The sequence below is a fragment of the Rossellomorea sp. H136 genome, assembly GCF_056838065.1.
In genome coordinates, this window is record NZ_CM166371.1 from 3,913,199 (window position 1) to 3,934,337 (window position 21,139).

24 protein-coding genes and 4 riboswitches are annotated in these 21,139 nt (G+C 41.6%); of the genes, 11 read left to right on the plus strand and 13 right to left on the minus strand.

Annotated elements, in window-relative coordinates; all coding sequences use genetic code 11:
• Positions 1-142: 142 nt before the first annotated feature.
• Positions 143-327, minus strand: a riboswitch (cobalamin riboswitch).
• Positions 328-398: 71 nt separating this feature from the next.
• Positions 399-509, minus strand: a riboswitch (SAM riboswitch).
• Positions 510-606: 97 nt separating this feature from the next.
• The 5 genes from ACYH0O_RS19925 to ACYH0O_RS19945 form a co-directional block, all read right to left on the minus strand.
• The gene (locus ACYH0O_RS19925; RefSeq protein WP_482630053.1) at positions 607-804 is read right to left on the minus strand and encodes a hypothetical protein; all 198 of its coding nucleotides are present in this window, start codon (positions 802-804) and stop codon (positions 607-609) included.
• Positions 782-2,539 (minus strand): phosphomethylpyrimidine synthase ThiC, encoded by a 1,758-nt coding sequence (thiC, locus tag ACYH0O_RS19930; RefSeq protein ID WP_482630054.1) that lies wholly within the window; start codon positions 2,537-2,539, stop codon positions 782-784. Before thiC ends, ACYH0O_RS19925 begins: the two co-directional genes overlap by 23 nt.
• A gap of 150 nt (positions 2,540-2,689) precedes the next feature.
• A riboswitch (TPP riboswitch) is annotated at positions 2,690-2,806 on the minus strand.
• A gap of 81 nt (positions 2,807-2,887) precedes the next feature.
• Positions 2,888-3,580: a copper homeostasis protein CutC gene (locus tag ACYH0O_RS19935; RefSeq protein WP_482630055.1), complete on the minus strand. Its 693-nt coding sequence runs from the start codon at positions 3,578-3,580 to the stop codon at positions 2,888-2,890.
• Between the two features lie 129 nt (positions 3,581-3,709).
• Positions 3,710-4,648 (minus strand): ABC transporter substrate-binding protein, encoded by a 939-nt coding sequence (locus tag ACYH0O_RS19940; RefSeq protein WP_482630056.1) that lies wholly within the window; start codon positions 4,646-4,648, stop codon positions 3,710-3,712.
• Positions 4,649-4,668: 20 nt separating this feature from the next.
• On the minus strand, positions 4,669-5,190 hold the full coding sequence (locus ACYH0O_RS19945; RefSeq protein WP_482630057.1) for a hypothetical protein: 522 nt from the start codon (positions 5,188-5,190) through the stop codon (positions 4,669-4,671).
• Positions 5,191-5,354: 164 nt separating this feature from the next.
• Positions 5,355-5,541, minus strand: a riboswitch (cobalamin riboswitch).
• A 129-nt stretch (positions 5,542-5,670) separates the two neighbouring features.
• On the opposite strand from ACYH0O_RS19945, the gene ACYH0O_RS19950 reads away from it, so the two are divergent.
• Positions 5,671-6,003, plus strand: a complete 333-nt coding sequence (locus ACYH0O_RS19950) for a hypothetical protein (protein WP_149157045.1) — start codon at positions 5,671-5,673, stop codon at positions 6,001-6,003.
• 39 nt (positions 6,004-6,042) lie between these two features.
• Here the strand turns inward: ACYH0O_RS19950 and ACYH0O_RS19955 are convergent, their stop codons facing one another.
• Together ACYH0O_RS19955 and ACYH0O_RS19960 are read right to left on the minus strand one after the other, a co-directional pair.
• Positions 6,043-6,285 carry a DUF2584 domain-containing protein gene (locus ACYH0O_RS19955; RefSeq protein WP_482630058.1) on the minus strand — a complete coding sequence of 81 codons (243 nt, stop codon included), beginning with the start codon at positions 6,283-6,285 and terminating at the stop codon, positions 6,043-6,045.
• A gap of 369 nt (positions 6,286-6,654) precedes the next feature.
• The gene (locus tag ACYH0O_RS19960) at positions 6,655-7,437 is read right to left on the minus strand and encodes an alpha/beta hydrolase family protein (protein ID WP_482630059.1); all 783 of its coding nucleotides are present in this window, start codon (positions 7,435-7,437) and stop codon (positions 6,655-6,657) included.
• 218 nt (positions 7,438-7,655) lie between these two features.
• Here ACYH0O_RS19960 and ACYH0O_RS19965 point away from each other — a divergent pair, with 218 nt between their 5' ends.
• From ACYH0O_RS19965 to ACYH0O_RS19975, 3 genes are all read left to right on the plus strand, one after another.
• A complete protein-coding gene (locus ACYH0O_RS19965; protein WP_482630060.1) occupies positions 7,656-8,657 on the plus strand; it encodes an ABC transporter substrate-binding protein in 1,002 nt (333 codons plus the stop codon).
• Between the two features lie 71 nt (positions 8,658-8,728).
• On the plus strand, positions 8,729-9,505 hold the full coding sequence (locus tag ACYH0O_RS19970) for an ABC transporter ATP-binding protein (RefSeq protein ID WP_482630061.1): 777 nt from the start codon (positions 8,729-8,731) through the stop codon (positions 9,503-9,505).
• A 28-nt stretch (positions 9,506-9,533) separates the two neighbouring features.
• Positions 9,534-10,286, plus strand: a complete 753-nt coding sequence (locus ACYH0O_RS19975; RefSeq protein ID WP_262481793.1) for an ABC transporter permease — start codon at positions 9,534-9,536, stop codon at positions 10,284-10,286.
• Here the strand turns inward: ACYH0O_RS19975 and ytkD are convergent.
• The 3 genes from ytkD to ACYH0O_RS19990 form a co-directional block, all read right to left on the minus strand.
• On the minus strand, positions 10,276-10,749 hold the full coding sequence (gene ytkD / locus ACYH0O_RS19980) for an RNA deprotection pyrophosphohydrolase (RefSeq protein WP_149157039.1): 474 nt from the start codon (positions 10,747-10,749) through the stop codon (positions 10,276-10,278). The genes ACYH0O_RS19975 and ytkD overlap by 11 nt on opposite strands.
• Before the next feature lie 96 nt (positions 10,750-10,845).
• Positions 10,846-11,184: a hydrolase gene (locus ACYH0O_RS19985; protein ID WP_482630062.1), complete on the minus strand. Its 339-nt coding sequence runs from the start codon at positions 11,182-11,184 to the stop codon at positions 10,846-10,848.
• 56 nt (positions 11,185-11,240) lie between these two features.
• Positions 11,241-11,630, minus strand: coding sequence for a phage holin family protein (locus ACYH0O_RS19990; protein ID WP_262481783.1), 390 nt, complete (start codon positions 11,628-11,630; stop codon positions 11,241-11,243).
• Positions 11,631-11,858: 228 nt separating this feature from the next.
• On the opposite strand from ACYH0O_RS19990, the gene ACYH0O_RS19995 reads away from it, so the two are divergent.
• The gene (locus tag ACYH0O_RS19995) at positions 11,859-12,104 is read left to right on the plus strand and encodes a DUF6154 family protein (protein ID WP_044340349.1); all 246 of its coding nucleotides are present in this window, start codon (positions 11,859-11,861) and stop codon (positions 12,102-12,104) included.
• Positions 12,105-12,545: 441 nt separating this feature from the next.
• Positions 12,546-12,719 carry a YtzI protein gene (ytzI, locus tag ACYH0O_RS20000; RefSeq protein WP_149157036.1) on the plus strand — a complete coding sequence of 58 codons (174 nt, stop codon included), beginning with the start codon at positions 12,546-12,548 and terminating at the stop codon, positions 12,717-12,719.
• A 47-nt stretch (positions 12,720-12,766) separates the two neighbouring features.
• On the opposite strand, the gene ACYH0O_RS20005 is transcribed toward ytzI, so the two are convergent.
• Entirely contained in the window at positions 12,767-13,240 is a 474-nt protein-coding gene (locus ACYH0O_RS20005; RefSeq protein ID WP_482630063.1) for an S-ribosylhomocysteine lyase, read from the minus strand.
• A 335-nt stretch (positions 13,241-13,575) separates the two neighbouring features.
• On the opposite strand from ACYH0O_RS20005, the gene yidD reads away from it, so the two are divergent.
• The 4 genes from yidD to ACYH0O_RS20025 all read left to right on the plus strand — a co-directional run bounded on the left by yidD (position 13,576) and on the right by ACYH0O_RS20025 (position 17,620).
• Positions 13,576-13,821, plus strand: coding sequence for a membrane protein insertion efficiency factor YidD (gene yidD / locus ACYH0O_RS20010; RefSeq protein WP_223145726.1), 246 nt, complete (start codon positions 13,576-13,578; stop codon positions 13,819-13,821).
• Between the two features lie 165 nt (positions 13,822-13,986).
• On the plus strand, positions 13,987-14,952 hold the full coding sequence (locus ACYH0O_RS20015) for a metal ABC transporter substrate-binding protein (protein ID WP_482632622.1): 966 nt from the start codon (positions 13,987-13,989) through the stop codon (positions 14,950-14,952).
• A gap of 253 nt (positions 14,953-15,205) precedes the next feature.
• On the plus strand, positions 15,206-16,564 hold the full coding sequence (locus tag ACYH0O_RS20020) for a cytochrome ubiquinol oxidase subunit I (RefSeq protein WP_482630064.1): 1,359 nt from the start codon (positions 15,206-15,208) through the stop codon (positions 16,562-16,564).
• A 24-nt stretch (positions 16,565-16,588) separates the two neighbouring features.
• Complete coding sequence (locus tag ACYH0O_RS20025) at positions 16,589-17,620, plus strand: cytochrome d ubiquinol oxidase subunit II (protein ID WP_482630065.1); 1,032 nt, start codon at positions 16,589-16,591, stop codon at positions 17,618-17,620.
• A 247-nt stretch (positions 17,621-17,867) separates the two neighbouring features.
• Here ACYH0O_RS20025 and ACYH0O_RS20030 read toward each other — a convergent pair whose 3' ends face one another.
• Positions 17,868-18,239 (minus strand): VOC family protein, encoded by a 372-nt coding sequence (locus tag ACYH0O_RS20030; RefSeq protein WP_482630066.1) that lies wholly within the window; start codon positions 18,237-18,239, stop codon positions 17,868-17,870.
• A 262-nt stretch (positions 18,240-18,501) separates the two neighbouring features.
• Between ACYH0O_RS20030 and ACYH0O_RS20035 the strand changes: the two genes are divergently transcribed.
• A complete protein-coding gene (locus ACYH0O_RS20035; protein ID WP_482629260.1) occupies positions 18,502-19,782 on the plus strand; it encodes an IS110 family RNA-guided transposase in 1,281 nt (426 codons plus the stop codon).
• An 854-nt stretch (positions 19,783-20,636) separates the two neighbouring features.
• Here the strand turns inward: ACYH0O_RS20035 and ACYH0O_RS20040 are convergent.
• Positions 20,637-21,089, minus strand: a complete 453-nt coding sequence (locus ACYH0O_RS20040; protein ID WP_482630067.1) for a helix-turn-helix domain-containing protein — start codon at positions 21,087-21,089, stop codon at positions 20,637-20,639.
• Between the last annotated feature and the right edge of the window lie 50 nt (positions 21,090-21,139).

A 21,139-nucleotide genomic window follows, 5' to 3' on the forward strand; every position in this document is an offset into this window, starting at 1 on the left:
CTCCTTATCTTGATTTGATTGTCATCAACAAAAAAATCTCCCTTTCAAATGAAAGAGAGATTCATACGTATCACTAACTAGAGTTGAGACCAACTTGTATTCTCAACACGTATTCCTCACCCCTCTCTATATCCACGTAGAGCATAAGCGCATACAACAGGCAGGTCTCCTGACTTAGGTTCACAGTTCCTTATCCCTTCCCATTTCAACAGAAATAGTGGTTGAATGATAAGTCACTCCCCATCACAGTGGCGGGACCGTGCCGGATTTTCACCGGTCTTCCCTTTTAGCTGAGCATGACTCAGCACCTATTGCATTTTTCTATTAAATTTTTCTTTCATAAAAACGAAAAACCCTCTCTAACTACCATAGAGAGGGTTTCATGTTATTAGAATCCTCTCTTATTTTCCAAAGCAATTTGCTTTGCAGGAATTAGCACCTTTTCAACACATCGGTTGAATGGTTGCCGGGTTTCACAGGGCCAGTCCCTCCACCTCTCTCAATAAGAGTTACATACATATTCATCTACTGTTTCGAAATTTGTAATAATCGTAGCACGGTACATATGAGCTGTCAAAAGAAATTTAATCAATAACTTACACTTTTCTAATAATAGGTACTTTCTACATAATGACATTTGATACAAGACCTTGTTACATCAGTCTCATAGAAGACATGCCTGCAGTTTTCCTGAATGCTCTTCACTTCTTTTTCGAGTTGAATGATTCTCTGATTGAGTGTTACGATATCATTCTTCAATTTGAGTACATGACAGCTCGGTTTATCGATAGATGTTTGATCCATTTTCCACAAACTCCTTCGATTTTTCTATCAATCCTCTTTCTATATCCTTTTGGACATCGTCAAGATCGGTTGCCTTCATGCCCCTGATATCGTGTGAAATTCTCATTGAACAAAACTTTGGTCCACACATTGAACAAAAGTGGGCCGTTTTTGCCCCCTCAGCAGGAAGAGTTTCGTCATGAAACTCTCTTGCACGCTCAGGATCCATGGATAAATTAAACTGGTCATTCCATCTAAATTCAAACCGAGCCTTAGAAACGGCATTATCTCTAATTTGTGCCCCTGGATGCCCTTTCGCTAAATCTGCTGCATGTGCTGCGATCTTATAAGCAATGACACCTTCTCTCACATCATCTTTATTAGGTAATCCCAGATGCTCTTTCGGTGTTACATAGCACAGCATGGCTGTTCCAAACCAGCCAATCATGGCAGCCCCTATGGCAGAAGTAATGTGATCATACCCCGGTGCAATATCTGTCGTTAAGGGACCCAATGTATAAAAAGGAGCTTCATGACAGATTTCCATTTGCTTATCCACATTTTCTTTAATCATATGCATCGGTACATGACCAGGTCCTTCAATCATCACCTGTACATCATGCTTCCAAGCAATTTTGGTTAGCTCACCTAATGTTTCAAGCTCTGCAAATTGTGCTTCATCATTTGCGTCGGCTATTGACCCCGGCCTTAATCCATCTCCTAACGAAACGGAGATATCATAGGCTTTTAAAATCTTACATATATCTTCAAAGTGTGAATAAAGGAAGTTCTCCTTATGATGGGCAAGACACCATTGTGCCATGATTGAACCTCCACGGGAGACGATGCCTGTTGTGCGAGTAGCCGTCAGATGAATAAACCGCAATAATACACCTGCATGAATGGTGAAATAATCAACCCCCTGCTCCGCCTGTTCGATCAATGTATCCCTGTACACATCCCATGTAAGATTTTCTGCAATCCCGTTAACCTTTTCAAGTGCTTGATAAATCGGTACTGTACCTACAGGGACAGGAGAGTTTCGAATGACCCACTCCCTTGTTGTATGAATGTTTTTTCCTGTTGATAAGTCCATTATTGTATCGGCACCCCAACGAGTTGCCCACGTCATTTTCTCCACTTCTTCTTCAACGGAAGATGACACGGCCGAGTTTCCGATATTCGCGTTTATTTTCACATGAAAGTGACGACCGATGATCATCGGTTCACATTCAGGATGATTAATATTAGCAGGAATGATGGCCCTGCCATTTGCTACTTCTTCTCTGACAAATGAGGGTTCAACATTTTCCCGGATAGCGATGAACTCCATTTCCGGTGTAATGATTCCTTTTTTCGCATAATGCATTTGAGTCACATTACGACCCGGTTTTGCCCGCATCGGTGTACGTTGGATAGTAGGGAACGACTCTACGTTTGCACGAGGATCTTTTCCTTTATAACCGTTATCTTCCGGTTCGATTTCACGTCCCGGGTAAGCCCCGACATCCTGACGTTCCAGGATCCACTCTGTGCGAACGGAAGGTAATCCTTTATTAATATCGACTTGGTAATTCTCATCTGTATAAGGTCCGCTTGTATCATATACACGAACCGGTTCATTCTCTTCCACACCCAAGGTAACATTCGTCCTACTCAGTTCAATTTCTCTCACTGGTACATTTATGTCAGGCCTTGATCCACCAACATATACTTTTTTACTGTTTGTAAATTGCGATTTCAACTCGATTGCCACTTAACTTCTCCTCCTTTTGATTGGATCTTAGAAGTTACTGCGCCAGGCATTCCCCATTGTTCATAAAAAAGGACATGAAGACACAAAAAAGGGTCCTGAATAATCAGAACCCGAAATGTCAAAAAGTAGTATGCGCTAAAATACAGAAAAAACGCATCCGTACTACTTCCCTACGCTGGTATCATCCAGATCAGGTTCAAAGGGTCAAAGAACTTATGCGTTCTTCTCTCAGTCCAAGCAATGTATCGGACTCCCCTAGTAGAAATATTGATATTATTATGTTGTATTACATACTATTTTTACCATAATTCCTTCTTTTTTCAAATAGTCTTATAGTAACAAATCAAATTATGATGTGATCACCCGTTTGATTTTCATTACCTTTTCAGGGTCTATTCCTAAGTCATAGCTCCCGTCTTTACGAACACCTGATCCAACATGATATTCCCGTGCTTTTAGCTTATTGTGTATTTCTCCTATATTTTCCACGGTCAACCCTGATCCAGGCATGATAATGGGGCCGCCCACCTTTTCTATTTCCCTCATTGCACTAATCATGTCCAGCCCCCCGGTCACTTCAGGTTTTCCTCCAGATGTTAGGATTCGATCAACGTTCAAACCTGATTGGAATAATTCTTTGCATAAGTCTAATGGACCACAAGACACATCGATAGCCCGATGATAAGTAATCGATTGACCCTTCGCAGTTTGTACGATTTCCTTTAAAGCATGGGAATCAAGTTTCCCTTCCTTGGATAAAGCACCAAAAACGATGCCAGTGGCCCCTATTTCATTTATGGTTTTTACTTGGTCCATCATGATGTGCAATTCTTCGGCATCATACGAGAAAGATTTACTATGTAAACGAATCATAACCTGAACAGGAATCGATACAGCCCTCAATACGTTTTCTATCATTTGATATTCAGGAGTTAATCCTCCCTCGTGTATGTCAGATACCAATTCAAGTCGATCTGCTCCGGATGCTTCTGCAATTTTGGCATCTTTCTCATTCAAGACAATGACTTCCAGTTTGCTCATGTTGATTTCCCCTATCGCGATATTGTTACGTTTACTTTATCATAATGGCTCGAAAATTGTATAACTTGAGATAAAAAAGACAATGATTCCACATACAAATCACTGTCTTCTCCAATCTAATATCCTACTTTATTCAGAAAATAAATCCGGATACACCGTTTTTGCAGTTAGCAGAACGGCTTCTCCAATACGTGGTCCCGGTCTTGACATAATATCTGAATCCAGGAAATGAACCTGATCATTTTTCACTGCCTTTACATCTTTCCAGCTTTCCCGGGACTTGATTTCAGCTGTCGGCTCGTCGACATACCCCACTGTCGTTAAAATCATATTAGGATTCCGTTTAATGATTTCTTCTTCGCCTACTTTCACCCAGCCTTTTTGGTCTACAAAAATGTTCTCGACCCCAGCCGTTTCCAGTATTTCTTGCTGAAACGTTTCTGCTCCTGCTGTATAGATATCCGGGGAGGGACTGATTTCAAAATATACTTGTTCTCTTTCCTTTAACGTACTTACTTTTCCTTTCACATCTGAAATCTGTTGCTTGATGCCATCTACCAATTCGTCCCCCTTCTTCTCTACTCCCATTACCGTTGCAATCTGTTCAATATCCCCATAAACATCTTCAAAGGTTTGGGCAGATTGAATAACGAATACGTTTAATCCCGCCTCTTCAAGCTGCTTCACTCCGGCATCATCTCCAGTAGTATACGCAATGACAGCATCTGGCTTTAGCGCAATGACCTCTTCAGCATTGACCGTCATGGAATCCGATACTCTTTTAATCTTTTTCGCTTCTTCAGGATAGTTGTCGAATTCAGTTGCCCCGACTACCTTATCCCCAGCTCCTATTGCAAAGAGAATCTCTGTGTTACTCGGCTGTAAGGAAATAACGGTTTCCGGTACTTTCTCAAAGCTAATCTCTTCGCCCCTGTCATCGGTCACAGAATAAGACTCATTATCAGACTTAACTTCCTTTGTGGATGTTTCCCCTTCCCCATTGCTGCACCCTGCGAAAACAACCAGGATGAGTGATAGTAGTAAACTATTTAACCATAACTTTTTCATATTTCATCTTCTCCGCTTCTCTATATTTTGTCTTTATACGATTTACTCACAAAAGGAATTTCTTCAATCCCTTCACATTTATTCACATACACGGCCATCACAAACAGGACATTTGCCAGTAAATGAGCGTATTTAAATAAAATGCTCTCCACTTTCATTTCAGTACTGACTTTATGTAAGGCACGGACGGACTTTTTTGCTTCACTGCGGCAGGTATGAAGCACACATGCAGCTGTCGAGCCCTGTGGAAGGACAAAGGTTTGGATTCGGTCCTCGACTTCCAACACATAACGATCGTACATTTGGCTCAATGTATTTAAGTCCTCTTCCTTGATGGCTGTCATTCCACGCACCGACCCATTAAGATGGTACGACATCTCAGCTAAATACAGTAAATCATCGTTCACTTTCGGTAAGTGCTCCGTCAATGATGACGCGAGTCCGATTTTAGTCGACAGTGAATCGGTCCGGATCTCAAAATCTACGGTTGAAACAGATTCACGCATATAGGGATAACATAAGTAGCGGAAATCCTTTGCCATCTGTAAACTCCTCCTTTCTGAATAATGTTTGTGAAGCACCTATCGTATTTCCAGGGAGGATAAATAAACACAAAAAAACCACCCAAGAATATTGGCCGGCAGTTGTCATCCATAAAAAAAGAGATGTTAAATAGCCGCACCATACCCCTAACTTCCGAAGAGCATAATACGATGAAAAAAAGGCAGGTATCCTGGCTTGTGCGTCAGCCTACTCTAAGAACCTTCCCATTTGAATGTTCAAATAGTGGTTTTCTTCTTATTTCGTCAGCACTTACAGTTGCGGAAACAGCTTCGGACTCACACCGAATTCCCTTTAAGCTAAAGATCAGCACCTAATTTCTGCGGGAATTATTCACTTAAGGAACATTATACCACTTTATCCATTTCAAAGTTGATGAAGTTTTGCATAAAAAACAAACATGTCGGCGTACAAGCTTGAATATCTTTTGAGTATGTGAAGAAATGATAAGGAGGAATAACATGAAGCGATTGGTTGTATTGCTATTATGCGTATTTTTGTTAAGTGCATGCGGAGACAAAGAACCTGCATCCTATGAATTATGTGGATATGGGGATATGATGGTAGTGAACAAGAAGGAATATGTGAAGGTTTCTGAGGAGAAGAAGCTGGTCCTGGATGAGAAGCTCGGGGCTATTAAAGAAAAGATTGAGAGTCAATATCACCCCGTGAATGATTTTACGGCAAATACACTGAAAAAAGGGACTCCCATTTATAGCGTGAAAGATCACAGCAACTATCTAATCGCACAGACTGAGGATAATCGCTATATTTTATATGAGGAAATACAATAAAAGGAGGGCTGTAAGCGGATGTTTACAGCCCTCCTTTATTTAGTTCGTGGAATTCAAGGAAATCAATCGATACAGAATCATCGTTTTCTCATCCGTCCACTCCATCTTTTCGATCTTGCCGTAACCACTGGGATCACTGTGTTTCGTCTTTCTCACATCTATCGGAATATGCATAGGATAAAGCCGATATCCATCCTTTTGGAGCTCGAACAGGTTCTCTTCTTTCCTCACTTCTTTTCCTTTTGTCACAATCATCGTGTTTAATTCCAAGCCCATGCCCATTATGCTTAACCTCAATCCTTTTTTATTAAGTCGCTCTTTTCGTATACTTTGTTGCTTTTGAAAAAGAGAGTAGTGGTTGATTTTAGCTTGTATAGTGAAATATTGTTTCTTTCAATTGTTATTTGGCATAAATAAGCTCTGTCAAGAAAACTCTTAAAGATGGTGAGAGGAACCGCGTAGACTCCTGCGAAAGTACGGTCGTGCCGAGACCCCGTTCGGTAAGCTGAGGGGATTCCGTCGAACGCTAGCTGCAAGTGAAGCAGTTCCCATGACCATCCCGCACAAACTGGTTGGCAAGGTCCTGGCAGATTCTATGTTAGAAAACAACAATCTTTGCGAAAAGAGCTTTATTTAATCATACACCACTGTCTATTGATTTTTCATCCATGTGCATAACATGGAGACAATCTGTTGGTTCTTTCGTGGTGGAAAATAATGCGTAAACTCTTTGAAGTATCGGGATGAAACAGATTTCTCCAACTCTTTCAGTCTTTTTTCTAATCTATATGCATGCTCCACTGAAACGTTCTGATCCTTTTCACCGTGAATGATCAATACGGGAGCTTCAAGGTTTTCTAATTCGTATAGTGGGGTACGCCATTCGTATCGTTCCGGAACTTTATTGGGACTTCCTCCTATGACTCGTTTCATCATTCTCCTGAGATCCTTCCGTTCGTCATATGTTAAGAACATATCGGAAACGCCTCCCCATGTAACAATGGAGGTAACGTCACTGCGCTGGATGCCTGTCAGCAGCGCCATTACTCCTCCTCGAGAAAAGCCGAACACATGAATCCGGTTATCTGCCACTCTGTGATAGCTTTTGAGCAATTCAAGACCCGAAATGGCGTCTTCACGATCATCCCCCGCAAAATCTTCATTTCCTTCTCCTCCAAGATTGCCGCGATAATAGGGAGCAAAAACAATGAACCCGTGAGAAGCAAATTGAGCGATTCTCGCAGGGCGGACCATGCCGACGCCTTTGATCCCGCCTCTCAAATAGAGGAACCCGTCATACTTCCCAACTCCTGCAGGTTCAGCCAATAATCCTTTCACCCGGAGGCCACCGGATAGATAGGTAATTTCATATAGTTCCACACGAGGATTAGGTGAAGGAAACAATGTTTTCTTCACAATCGTTCCGTTTTTCATATTCTCTTCCTTTCAAAACGTGCTCTGGGTATTCACACATTTTTTATACTCTACATAGGATATTTTAGCAAATCTCATCATCAGCAGATGATTCAAGACCCTGCCTTTATGACCATCCTACCCTTTTAATATGGAAAGATAAACAAGGCAAAGAGAGATGCACTCATCCCCATTCTATCGATAAACGAGTTTCACAAAGCTTAGAGGAGGAATAGTGAATGAAAAAATGGCTTCGTAGTGGCTTTGCCGTATTACTCATAGGCATGTTGGCAATCGGGTTGACAGCATGTGGAGAAAAAGAAGAAATCGTACAGAAAGTTCGTGTAGCAGAAGTAACCCGCTCGATTTTCTATGCTCCTGAATATGTCGCAATCGAAAAGGGATTCTTCAAAGAGGAGGGGCTCGACATTGAACTAACCACTACCTGGGGTGGTGATAAGACAATGACCACCTTGCTATCCGGCGGTGCTGATATCGCCCTGGTCGGTTCAGAAACTTCGATCTATGTTCATGCACAAGGTTCGAATGATCCAGTCATTAACTTTGCTCAATTAACCCAAACCGATGGAACATTTCTCGTCTCACGTGAAAAAGTGGAAAACTTTGAATGGGATCAATTAAAAGGTTCCACCTTCCTAGGTCAGCGTAAAGGCGGTATGCCACAAATGGTTGGGGAATTTGTCCTGAAGCAGAATGGCATCGACCCGCAAAACGATTTAAACCTCATCCAAAACATTGATTTCGCGAATATCGCGAGTGCCTTTGCATCTGGTACAGGGGACTACGTTCAGCTATTCGAACCAACGGCATCCATTTTTGAACAGGAAGGAAAAGGGCATATCGTAGCTTCCTTTGGAACAGAATCAGGTCATGTTCCCTATACAACGTTCATGGCCAAAGACAGCTACATGAATGAAAACAAAGAAACCGTAGAGAAATTTACGAAAGCTCTGTACAAAGCTCAGCAATGGGTGGCGGAAAACAGTGCAGCAGACATCGCGAAAGTGATTGAGCCCTATTTTGAAGACACAGAACTTTCATTAATTGAAACGGTTGTTGATCGCTACAAATCACAAGGATCCTTCGCGACAGATCCGATCCTTGACGAAGAAGAGTGGAATAATCTCCAAAACATCATGGATGAAGCAGGAGAGCTTCCACAGTCCGTTGATCATGAAACGTTAGTGAACACTTCGATCGCTGAAAAAGCAGCAAAGTAGAACGATTCGGGGCTGACTTCACATGTCAGCCCTTCACTTATAGAAAAAAAGAAAATGGAGGCTTAAGTACAGTGAACTTTCTATCTTTAGATTCGATCCATCACACCTACTTTTCACCCAAAACGGCCACCCATGCTCTCTCAGACATAACGCTTGCAGTGAAAGAAGGTGAGTTTGTCTCGTTTATCGGTCCAAGTGGATGCGGGAAAACCACGTTACTCTCCATTATTGCAGGCCTTATCCAGCCGACAGAAGGAACGATTCTATTAAACCAACAACCAATTCGAAAAATGAAAGAGAAACTGGGATACATGCTGCAGCAGGATTATCTGTTTCCGTGGAAGACCATCGAAGAAAATATTTTTTTAGGTTTAACCATTACGGGGACCCTGACAGAAGAAAAGAGGAAAGAAGCACGTGCCTTGTTGATTGAAATGGGGTTAGAAGGTGTAGAAACATCCTATCCAAGGGAACTATCGGGAGGAATGCGTCAAAGGGTGGCGCTGATTCGAACTCTCATCACAGAACCCCAATTACTTCTCTTGGATGAACCTTTCTCAGCACTCGATTATCAAACCAAATTGAAGTTAGAGGATCTGGTGTACTCCACATTAAAGTCTTTTGGAAAAACAGCCATCCTTGTGACCCATGATATAGGCGAAGCCATCTCCATGAGTGACCGTATCATTCTATTCGGGACGAAACCAGGGTCTATACACACGATATTCGAGGTTCCGCCCCCGTTAAAAGAGTTGATGCCCTTTGAAGTTAGAAATCATGAGGTATACCCGGGATTTTTCCAATCCATATGGAAGGAGCTTGAGAAACTTGAATCACGAATCGATTAAAAAAAAACACCTTGAATACATTCAATCGATGAAGAAAGAACAGCGATGGGTCTGGTTTTATCAAGCGCTTATTTTCTTTGTGTTTTTCTCTCTCTGGGAGCTCGCGAGCCGAAGCAGCTGGATCGATCCACTCATCTTCAGCTCACCCTCAAAAATATGGAAACTGTTTCTCGTAAAACTGGGAGACGGAAGCCTTCTAGCCAACCTGTCTGTCACACTCGGTGAAACCATCATCGGATTCATTCTCGGCACCTTGCTTGGAACCCTATTAGCCGCTTTATTATGGTGGTCACCATTTCTTTCTAAAGTATTGGACCCTTATCTTGTGATCCTCAATGCCATGCCAAAAGTAGCGCTCGGTCCGATATTAATTGTGGGGTTGGGACCCGGCTTCACATCCATCATTGCCATGGGTACCGTCATTTCCGTCATCATTACCACGATTGTTGTGTATACTTCCTTCAGGGAAGTGGACCCGAATTATTTGAAGGTGATGCAGACCTTCGGAGCAAGAAGGGGGCAAATGTTCAAAGAGGTCATTCTTCCCGCCTCTTTCCCGACCATCATCTCCACACTGAAAGTCAACGTGGGCTTATCATGGGTCGGAGTCATTGTAGGAGAATTCCTGGTTTCCGCCAAGGGGCTCGGATATATGATCATTTATGGATTCCAAGTCTTTAACTTTACCCTTGTCCTGCTATCCCTGCTTGTCATTGCCGTATTCGCTACCATTATGTATAAGCTGGTTGAACAGCTCGAAAAGAAGTTGATCAAATCATAAGGTTGAGATCCTTTATTCTTTTGAGAGCCAAGTCCACCACTTGATCTTTCATGATAAAGCTAAAGGAAGGATCGTCATGAATGCTGGAGAAATCACCACTCCAAAGGACGGCTCCTTCTGTTTCCAGATAATCTTCCTTGTTTATGATCTCCTCAGCTTTAGCAAAGAAAATCGTTTTAATAAATGGTGAGTGATCATATACCTTATATTCCCCTATGCAAAATGGCTCCTTGATCACTCCTCCTGTCTCTTCATACGTTTCACGTACCGCAGCTTCCTCAAGGGTTTCTCCTTTTTCCCGCTTCCCCCCAGGAAACTCCAGACCTCTTTTTTTATGCCGTGTTAATAACCATTCCCCTTTGTAGCGGCATAGAACTAACACATGGTATGATTCTTGTTGAAACCTTCCCTTTTCAAAGGATATTTCTACTTGCTTCCCATTTTCATCGATAAACTGTTCCATCTGACTTCACCTCATCCGTACACACTTTCTTTCATCTAACCATAAATAAAAAGCATTGGTCCACAGATATCTCTTCTGAACCAACACTTTTAATCATTATTTATGATCCTCATAAGGCTCTGAATTCAAGATGCCTATACTCTCAATGAATTTCTTCGCTTCATCATCTCCAAGTCGATGAATCATTTCATACACTTGATGCAGGTTTTCATCATATGCATCATTTTCCCGGTCGAAATGATATTGAATATAAGGGACATGCGCACGATAGAAGTTCTGCCAATCGACTGAGTGATTGGAATCGAACACTTCCCTCAGCTGGGTGATTTCTTCATCAGTTGCAGATATTTTAAAGTTCCATGGCGAATCCGTTGAGCTTCTTGAAATCTCACCCGTGGCTACTTCAATATAATAATCGTGTCGTTCTTCGTTCATCTTCCCACTCCTTATCTGTGCTTACCCTTCATTTTCCTCAATTGACGAAATTCTATTCACTTTGATTTCTTCTTCAACACTTCAACCGCTTTCCGTAAAAACTCCGGCACCGGGACTCCCGCTCTACCGACATTTTCAATGATTGAAATCATTTCATTACATAAATAAAAAATAATCGTGGCATTACGAATAAAGTGTTGATTTGTTAGTATAGTATCAATAAGGTGGGCAACCGTGACAAGGGAGAAAATCAGCACTTTCCGGCCAATTCCTCTTAAACCGAATTTGCTGGATAACTTTCCTTCAATCCCACTTGCAATCATCCCGGTGAAATAATCCAAAGTCACGGCAATTAACAAAATAGTCAACAGCGAATTCCATTCTCCAAATAAATTTAAAATAATTGCACCCAGTCCCGATCCAACGATCAGCATACTTTTTTCCAAATAAAGCATCTCCTTTTTCTAATGGTTGGCTTTGTATCAAGTGAAGGGGAAACCAGGACTTCATCAGCTTTTGTAGCTGCTTTTGTCAAAAAGTGAGCAAATACCGTTTTATAGCCCCTGGTTAATAAGTCTTATAAAGGGTAAAGACAAATAAGAGTTGTCCTAGCATAATATGTAGAGTAATTCATAAACGTTCATGGTAAAATGAACGAAAGGGAGGTGAAGCGCATGAAGTTAATCGAAGAAATTTATGAAATGTACCGAGGAAGGATCAAAGGTACCGACGAAGACTTAGACCTCATTGCCCTTACAATCTTAGAAGATACCTCTAGGAACGAGCTACTGGAACTTATTCAAGAAATGGAAACAGAAGAATTACAATACTTCTTCCGCTTATACATATTCGAAACACTTAAAGAAAAATGGTCCAACAGTGAAGAACGAGTGAGACTCGAGAAAAAGAGCTTGCACTAATCGAAATTTTCAAACTGAAAGAAGAAGCCTTGATCCGAATTTTCCGGAACAAGGCTTCTTCCCATTTCATCCCTTCACATCAAGGACATGTCCTTTATCGGGATGCGGCGCAGGCTGACTGACCTACATTTCTTTCATCATTACGGTCACTTGAGCCGTTTGTGTCGCCATCTGGCTTTTCAATAAGTTCATACTGAGTGTTCGTTGAAGCTCAGCGACTTGCTTACCCATCATTGAAGAAACATCCATGGTAATTTCCCTCTCGTTTCGTTTATCAAAGCTGGTACATACTATAAAAAATTCATATACACCTTTGAGGATACCAAATATTACTAGTCATTAGTAGATAAACCTGCGTATTCACGTCATAAAAATGTTGAATTTTGTCCATGAACATCCCGTTTTTCTATGGTAAAATAGTGAAAAAAAGGGGGTTGCATAATGTCAGTAACTCTTGTTCTGATCATTGCTGTTGCTATATGTATTTTAGTGATATTCGTGAGTGCCCTTACGACTTCCAAAGCATATACAACGGTTAAACATACAGTAGATCCACTTGAAGATAATCCTCATTTGGAGAAGATGAAGCAAGAAGAGAAAAAGGAAGACAACTAAAATAAAATCCACCGTTCTAATGTAGAACGGTGGATTTTTTAATGTTTTTATGCAAAAACCTGCTTTAGCTCTTCATTACTTTGGCTGAGCCAGAAACGCATTAGTTTCTTTGCGCCTTCTAAATCATGGAGCTTCGCTTGGCCGCATTGTTTTTCATTGGCTGCCGGAATCTCTTCGATTTCTACAGCTTCTTTCATGGTTGCATTTAAGAGATCGATGATTTCTTCCACTTTCGGCTCTCCGCTTACAACTAGATAGTAACCTGTCTGGCATCCCATCGGGGAGATATCAATAATATCGAAATGAGCATATGACTCTGCATATTTACGGATGGTGAAGGCTAATAAATGTTCAAGTGTATGAATGGAATCAGGCTTCATCGCTTGCTTGTTAGGCTGACAGAAACGAATATCAAACTTGTTGATAAGTCCATCGCTGCCTACTTTATGGACACCGCAATGTCTCACAAAAGGTGCTTTCACTGCATTATGATCTAATTCAAAGCTTTCTACTGAAGGCATTAAAATCACTCCCATTAAGTTTCTAGTTATAAGTATAACGTAAATTCATAGTTATTTCATCAACTTAATCTGAATTAGGATGAAAACCTGTTTTTTTACAGGCTCTTTTCGCAAAGATTGTTGTTTTGTAACATAAGATCAGCCAGGGGCTCTGTCAACAAGCGTGTGCTGGATGGTGAGGGGAACCGCTCTGCTTGCAGCTAGTGTTCAAAAGAAATCGCAATTACATCGGAATATCCAGCTTGTGTGAAACTTGGACTAACAATAAGTCAAAAACGTTTTAATCCCTTAATCAGTTTTGATATAGTAAAAGAAAATCAATCAGGAGACAGATTATGAAAAGGTTATTGTTATTTGTATTTAAGGTGTACCAACGGGTCATCTCTCCTCTCAAGCCTCCCACTTGCCGGTTTTATCCAACCTGTTCCCATTATGGCGTGCAGGCAGTAAGTCGGTTCGGTGCATTACGCGGAGGATGGTTAACAGTGAAGCGGATTTGCAAATGCCACCCTTTTCATCCTGGTGGCATTGATCACGTGCCCGATAAATGGCCTTCTAAAAATACGAATCATTCCGACTAACTCCTATCCGGAGGTAGTCTTTCTTTTTTTAAAAGATAAAAATTAAAAAATCCATCCATTTATCTTGCTTATTCCCCATAACGGTAGTAAAATAACCTTTGTGCTAAATCGTAATCATTACAGTTATTAAACTATTACCTTAAAGGAGGATTCCTCTTGAACTATATTCGTATGAGTTTATTTTTATTATTGATTTTAGTATTATCCGCTTGCGGAGCCTCTTCAGATCAGGAAGAGGCTGAAAAGAAAGATAAATTGGAAGTGTACACAACCGTTTATCCACTGGAGGATTTCACGAAGAAAATCGGCGGTGAACACGTGGATGTGGAAAGTATTTACCCTCCAGGTGCCGATGAGCATACGTTTGAGCCTTCTCAAAAAGATATGATTAAAATGGCTGATGGAGATGTTTTCTTCTATATCGGAATGGGACTTGAAGGATTCGTTGAGGGATCGAAATCGATTCTAGAAAACGAAGATGTAGTCGTTGTACCGACGAGTGAACATGTTGAATTGAATCATGAAGAAGGTCATGGTGAAGAGAGTGCTGAAGAGCATGAAGAACATGAAGACTCTCATGAGGACGATCATGGCGATGAGCACAACCATGACGTTGATCCACACCTCTGGTTAGACCCGGTGTACTCTAAAGAAATGGCGAAAACCATTGCAGATACACTATCAGAAGAAATGCCGGAACATAAGGAAGATTTCCAAGCGAATCTGGATGCATTATCGAAAGATTTAGATGCGCTGGACGCTGAATTTAAGGACATGGCAGAAAATGCGCCAAAGAAAACCTTCTACGTTTCTCATGCTGCTTACAGCTATTGGGAAGAACGCTATGGACTGCATCAAGAAGCCATTGCCGGATTGAATACGGCTGATGAGCCATCACAGCAAGAGCTCAAGAAAATCATTGAAAAAGGGAAGGAAGACAATGTTCAATACATTCTCTTTGAACAAAACGTCTCTTCCCGTCTAACAGAAGTCGTACAAAACGAATTGGGTGCAAAAGCCCTGCACCTTCATAATCTTTCTGTTCTTACTGAAGAAGACAGAAACAATGACGAAGATTATTTTTCTCTCATGAAGAAGAACATAGAGACTTTAAAACAGGCATTACAATAGAACATTTTGATTGAGAGCAGCTGGTGAGCTGCTCTTTTTTAGTTTTTGCGATTAAATTTTCTGCTACATTATCGATTTTTCTAATTTATTATCGACTTTGCCTACAATATTATCAACTTACAAAAATCGACATTCCCTTGCAGTATTTTTAGATCTACACTCAAACTTTCTCCCCCTATTAATAATCATGAATATTATTTTCCATTAAGTGGACAATAAGGAAATGTTAAAGACTAGTAAGGGAGACATGAGAATGGATGAATTAGTAATTGCTCGTTCCTTGTTTGGTACTACAATGGCCTTTCATATCATTTTTGCGACACTTGGAGTCGGTATTCCGTTAATGATTCTTGTTGCAGAAATTATGTATCAGCGGACGAATGATCTGGACTATTCCGTGATGGCAAAACGCTGGACGAAGGCGTTCGCCGTGCTGCTGGGGGTAGGGATTCCAACAGGGACGATTGCAGGTGTTCAATTGTCGCTACTGTGGCCTGGATTCATGGAGGTTATCGGACGGGTGATGGCGCTGCCGTTCCAAATAGAAATCTATGCGTTCTTTGTTGAAGCGTTATTTATGTCTATCTATGTGTATGCAGCCAATCGGATCGCTCCCTGGATGAGAATCGTGAGCCTTGTACTAGTCGCCATCGGTGGACTTGCTTCAGCTGTATTAATCACGAATGTGCATGCGTTTGAAGGGACACCTGCTGGATTTGAAATGGTGAACGGAGAAATCACCAACGTGGATCCTTGGAAAGCTTTCTTCAATCCAAGCTTTTTCGTAACAGCGGGGCATGTAGCTCTATCTGCTTATGTAGTGGGGGCGTTCACGATTGCTACTGTTTCTGCCTTTAAAATGCTCCGAACCTCATTTGGGTCAAGGATTTATAAATTTCATCAAAAGTCCCTGATGATTTGTTTATTAGTCGGGGGTATCTTCTCCTTTTTCACAGCGATTAATGGACATGAATCGGCTCAAATGCTCCATGAGTATCAGCCTGAGAAACTGGCTGCAGCTGAGGGATTGTTTGAGACCCAAACCCATGCCCCGCTTGCGATTGGAGGATTCACGGATCCTGATGAGCAAGAAGTGAAATGGGGCATCGAAATTCCTTGGGCCCTTAGTTTCCTTGCTGGAAACAGCTTCGATACAGAAGTTATCGGATTAAACGACTTCCCTAAAGAATATTGGCCGCCTCTCTTCGTTCATACGTTATTCAACGCGATGGTGGGAATTGGATCTTTACTCATTTTACTTTCCCTCATTGCCTACGTATGGAATAAATTATTGAAAAAAGACCGATTCCCAAAATGGTTGATGTGGTCGTTTGTAGCCGGTGGTCCCCTATCGATCTTAGCCATCGAATTCGGATGGATTTTCGCTTGTACCGGCCGTCAGCCTTGGACGATTTACCGCATCCTGAGTACAGAAGACTCGGTTACCACGACAGGAAACTTGGCCGTACTGTTCGTTTTGTTCGTTTCCGTTTATGCGATTTTAGCCGTGTCCGTGGTTCTTGTTCTCTTGTATTACTTCAAACGGAATCCACCTGAAAAAGATATCAACAAAGCGGAAGGAAATCATAAGGATATTCCTCTATCCACATAACCAGCAAGAATTGGAGGTGAAGTAATGACACAAGCATTGATTGCCATCACAATATTATGGGGGTTCGTCTTTATCTATGCCGTCATGGCAACGATGGATTTCGGAGCCGGCTTTTGGTCGATGATCTATATTAATCATGACAAAACAAAAGCAACCAATATCGCCAACCGGTATCTGTCACCAACCTGGGAGGTGACGAATACGTTTATTGTTGCCCTGGTAGTGGCAGTGTATAGTATGTTTCCGGGTGCTGCCTATTCATTAGGAACGGTGTTGCTCATCCCGGGGAGTTTAATCCTGCTGCTTCTGGCTCTTCGAAGTGCATTTCTCGTCTTCTCTCATGTGGCAGATGATTACAGAAAGCCGCTGACCTATGTGACGGGAATTACAGGCTTGCTGATACCTGGTCTGCTCATCAGCGTACTGCCAATCTCTCACGGACCTTACATCGATTTTGAAGACGGACAAACTCTTCTTCTGGGGAAGTTGTTTACGAGTCCACATGAATATGCCTTCTTCGGATTTGCCGTTGCCAGTACGTTATTTCTTTCATCCTTACTTCTTGCTGACTACTCCAAAGCTTCCAAGGAATTTGAATCCTTTAAAGTGTATCGGCGAGATGCCATGATCATCGGTCCAATCTCTGTGGTCATGGCGTTCCTGATTATGCTCACCATGAAAAATGAGGCGTCATGGATCTATGAAAGAATGATGGAAGATCAGATTTTGTTATGGGTCTCCTTATTTGGGTTCCTGGTTGCCGGGGGAGCATTATTTCTACCCACCAATAAAGAGGGCATGAAGGGAATGCCCCGAGTAGCTGTCATCGCCGTGACATTTCAATATGTACTGGCAAGCTATGTTTACGGTAAAGCCCACCTGCCCTATATCATCTACCCGGAAGTTACGATCCAGTCCGGATTCACGGATCCCAACTCGTTTAAGGCTGTGTTCATTACCTATATTGTCGGATTCATCATTCTATTTCCAGGGTTTGTGTACTTTTGGAGTTTGTTTATGAATGATAAACGATATTTGAGGCAAAAAAGTGAATGACTGCACGATAGCTTCGATAATCTCGGAGCTATTTTTCTACCTTCCGAATAGATCAATTATTTGCTTATCCACTCCCCTAGCCTTAGACTAACGGTAGAAATTAACCGAACATATGGTTTCTCAGCTGAAATTATACCCTCGCATCTTTATCAAGCAGTCCCTGCAGTTGGCGACAAACCCTTTTTAATAAACAAGAAAGAAGAAAAGCTCAGATTCAGCTCTGAGCTTTTCTTTTCCACCATATTTTTTATCTATGTTGATCCACAAGAATCGGATTGCCATCAGGATCTTCAATTGTTAAACTTGCAGGGCCTTCGCTTGATTCATCTGCTTCAGACAATATTTTTACCCCTTGTTCTTTCAGCTGCTTTTGAAGGTCCCGAATGTCCGTAAATGAATCCAGATTTTCGGCATTTTGATTCCAGCCTGGATTAAAGGTCAGAATGTTCTTTTCAAACATGCCTTCGAACAGACCAATTACAGTACTTTCATTCTTCATGATAAGCCAATTTTGGGCAATGTCCCCTCCCAAAGTTTGAAAACCAAGTTTTTCATAAAATGCTTTAGATTTATTAATGTCTTTAACACTTAAGCTTACAGAAAATGCACCTAGTTTCATTTTTCCTCCTTATAAAAGGCTCTATTCGTAAAGTTTGTTGCTATTGTAGAGGAGAAAGTAATAGTTGATTTCCGCTACAGGATGCTCGCTTTCCGCGGGGCTGGCGGTGAGCCTCCTCGGCTGCGCCTCCGGGGTCTCACCTGTCCAGCTATTCCCGCAGGAGCTATTCCTGTGAGATAAGAATGTCACTATTGCATAAAAAAAGACCCTCCGTTATGATGCAGGTGCTAACCAATCGCTCATAACTAAGGAGGATCTTCACATGCATGATAATCGAAATCGACGTATTAATCAAATTTCTGAAACGACACTAGTTATTGGCATCGACATCGCCAAGCGCAACCACTATGCGTGCGCCGTAGATGAACGCGGACGTGAACTTAGGAAAAGCTTTGTCATTCGTCAATCGCTTAACGGCTTTGAAACCTTTTACGCGACTCTCATGAAGTTAATGGAGACACATGGTAAGAAAGAGGTCATCATAGGCTTTGAACCTACCGGTCATTACTGGATGAACCTCGCAGCTTTTCTAACGAATCAAGGCATCCCATTCGTCCTTGTTAATCCTCTGCACGTAAAACAATCCAAAGAGTTGGACGATAACCTGCAGAGTAAAAATGATTTAAAGGATGCCCGTGTCATCGCTAAGATGATGCCTCAAGGGTATTATAGTTTGCCAAGGGAAATGACGAAAATCGATTCAGAACTCCGCCGGGGGACGGCCTTTCGAGCCCGTTTAAAAGACCAATCGGCCTCCATTCAAAACCGCATCCGACGCTGGCTCGATCTTTACTTCCCTGAGTTTACCTCCGCAATCAAAGGGCTTGGTAAACAGGCTCAGGCTATCTTGAAATATGCGCCTTTACCGGAAGATCTCTTGATTTTCTCTCCCGAAGAACTGATTGGTTTTCTTCAGGAAAAGGGGATTCGCTATCTGTCGAAAAGGAAAGTAGAACGACTACTCCAAGTAGCGGAGTATTCAATTGGACTTCAAGACAGTCCGGAGATGGCGCGCATGGAAATCAGGATGTTACTTGATCAAATGTCCATGTATGAATCACAGATAAACTCGTTAACTGAAAATCTTATCGCTCTTGCCCGTGAGCTGACTGATTTTGATTACCTTTTGTCCATTCCTGGTATCAGCGAATCGACCGTTTTAGAGCTACTTTCCGAAACCGGTTCATTGAAACGTTATAAAGATCCACGCCAACTATTCAAACTCGCGGGACTTACACTCGTAACCAACTCATCCGGTGAATCAAAAGGCAGAAAAAGAATCTCTAAGCGAGGGAGGAGAAGGCTTCGGTCCCTATTATACAAAGCGATGTTGCCATTACTTCACGCCAATCCGGCCTTTAAGACACTTTATGAGTATTACAGTGAAAACCGAGAGAAGCCGGTAACGAAAAAAGAAGCACTTGTGATTCTTTGTCGCAAACTCCTTCAAATCTGTCACGGTCTTAGCCAGTATGAAACGAAATTTGATGCCGAACGAATGATACAAGATATGCCTTTTCTCGCTCCTTATAAAGCAGCATAAACTACTGATATAAAACGTAGTTCTTCTACAACCCAGACACTGAGAAGCCGGCCCATACACGACTTTCGACGATCTATTGATCAGTCCATGCAGGAGCATACGCCGGCCTCTGCGTTAGGGAAAGACCCAACGAAGGAATGTAGGCACAAGATGCCAGGAGATATGGGAGGGTGAGTCCACCTAATAAGCAGAGATCAAAAGTGCCCATAATGAATTTAAGGGAGATCCTTCCAGTCTCTTAACGCAACGCGTAAGTATATTTCCCTTTATTTTGAACAAATGAAAAATGAAGGGAATAAAACTGGTTAACGTCACGCAAAAAAAATTTTATAAAGAGAATAATACGGTTCAAAGCCCTGACATAATAACTTTTCCCGAGGGAGTCGAGCATCCTTCCGCTCCAATCAACTTTCTGAGCATGTATCCTTAATGGAAAACAATAAAAACAAGAATTTCAGCAAACAATCTCATTTAAGGTAAGTAGAGATTGATTTCCCTTTTAAGAAAGAAGCATTTTTTTGGTTTCTTTGTTTTCTTGCACACCTCGAAGATCTGTCAAAAAATTCTGTTAAAGATGGTGAGGGGAACTGCGCAGACTCCGGCGGATTTCGGGCGTGACGAGACCCCGTTCGGCTAAGCTGAGGAGGCTCGGCAAACCCTAGCTGCAAGCGAAGCAGTTCCCCTCACCATCCAGCATAAACTGGTTGATAGAGCCCTGGCAGATTCTATGCTAGAAAACAACAATCTATGAGAAAAGAGCCTTATAAAAAAATAATAATGAAGATTTAATTCATAGATTAAGTATAGTTCCAGATTTGGAAAAATACAACATTCGCCAGGGGATATCTGACGTATTAATCTTCTATATATTTTTCTTTAAGAATATCCGTACCGACCCCGCCACCTATCATTAAAATCAACGGTCCAAAATTCCAAATAAACGCATCTCCAATCATAGGTACATCAAAAGCAGTAAATTTATTAAGTAGAAAAATTCCTATTTTGGCCAACAAGAAAACAACACCAATTAAAAATAGTAATTCAAACATCGATTTTAGTTTTGGATGCGCCAATTGCTTACTATCCTTGATTACTTTCTCTGTCAATTCCTCATCACTCCTCAACAATTCATCGATTGTCACTCCGAATAGATCACTTACTTTAATGATGATTTCAATGCTGGGATAATTCTGACCAGTCTCCCACTTTGAAACCGATTGCCGACTGACAAAAAGCCTTTCTGCTAACTCTTCCTGGGACCAGCCTCTACCCTTTCTCTCACTTTTTAACTTCTCTCCAAAGATCATTCTACCAATCACCTTTCATTCATCTATCATTCATTATTGCCAATCACTAT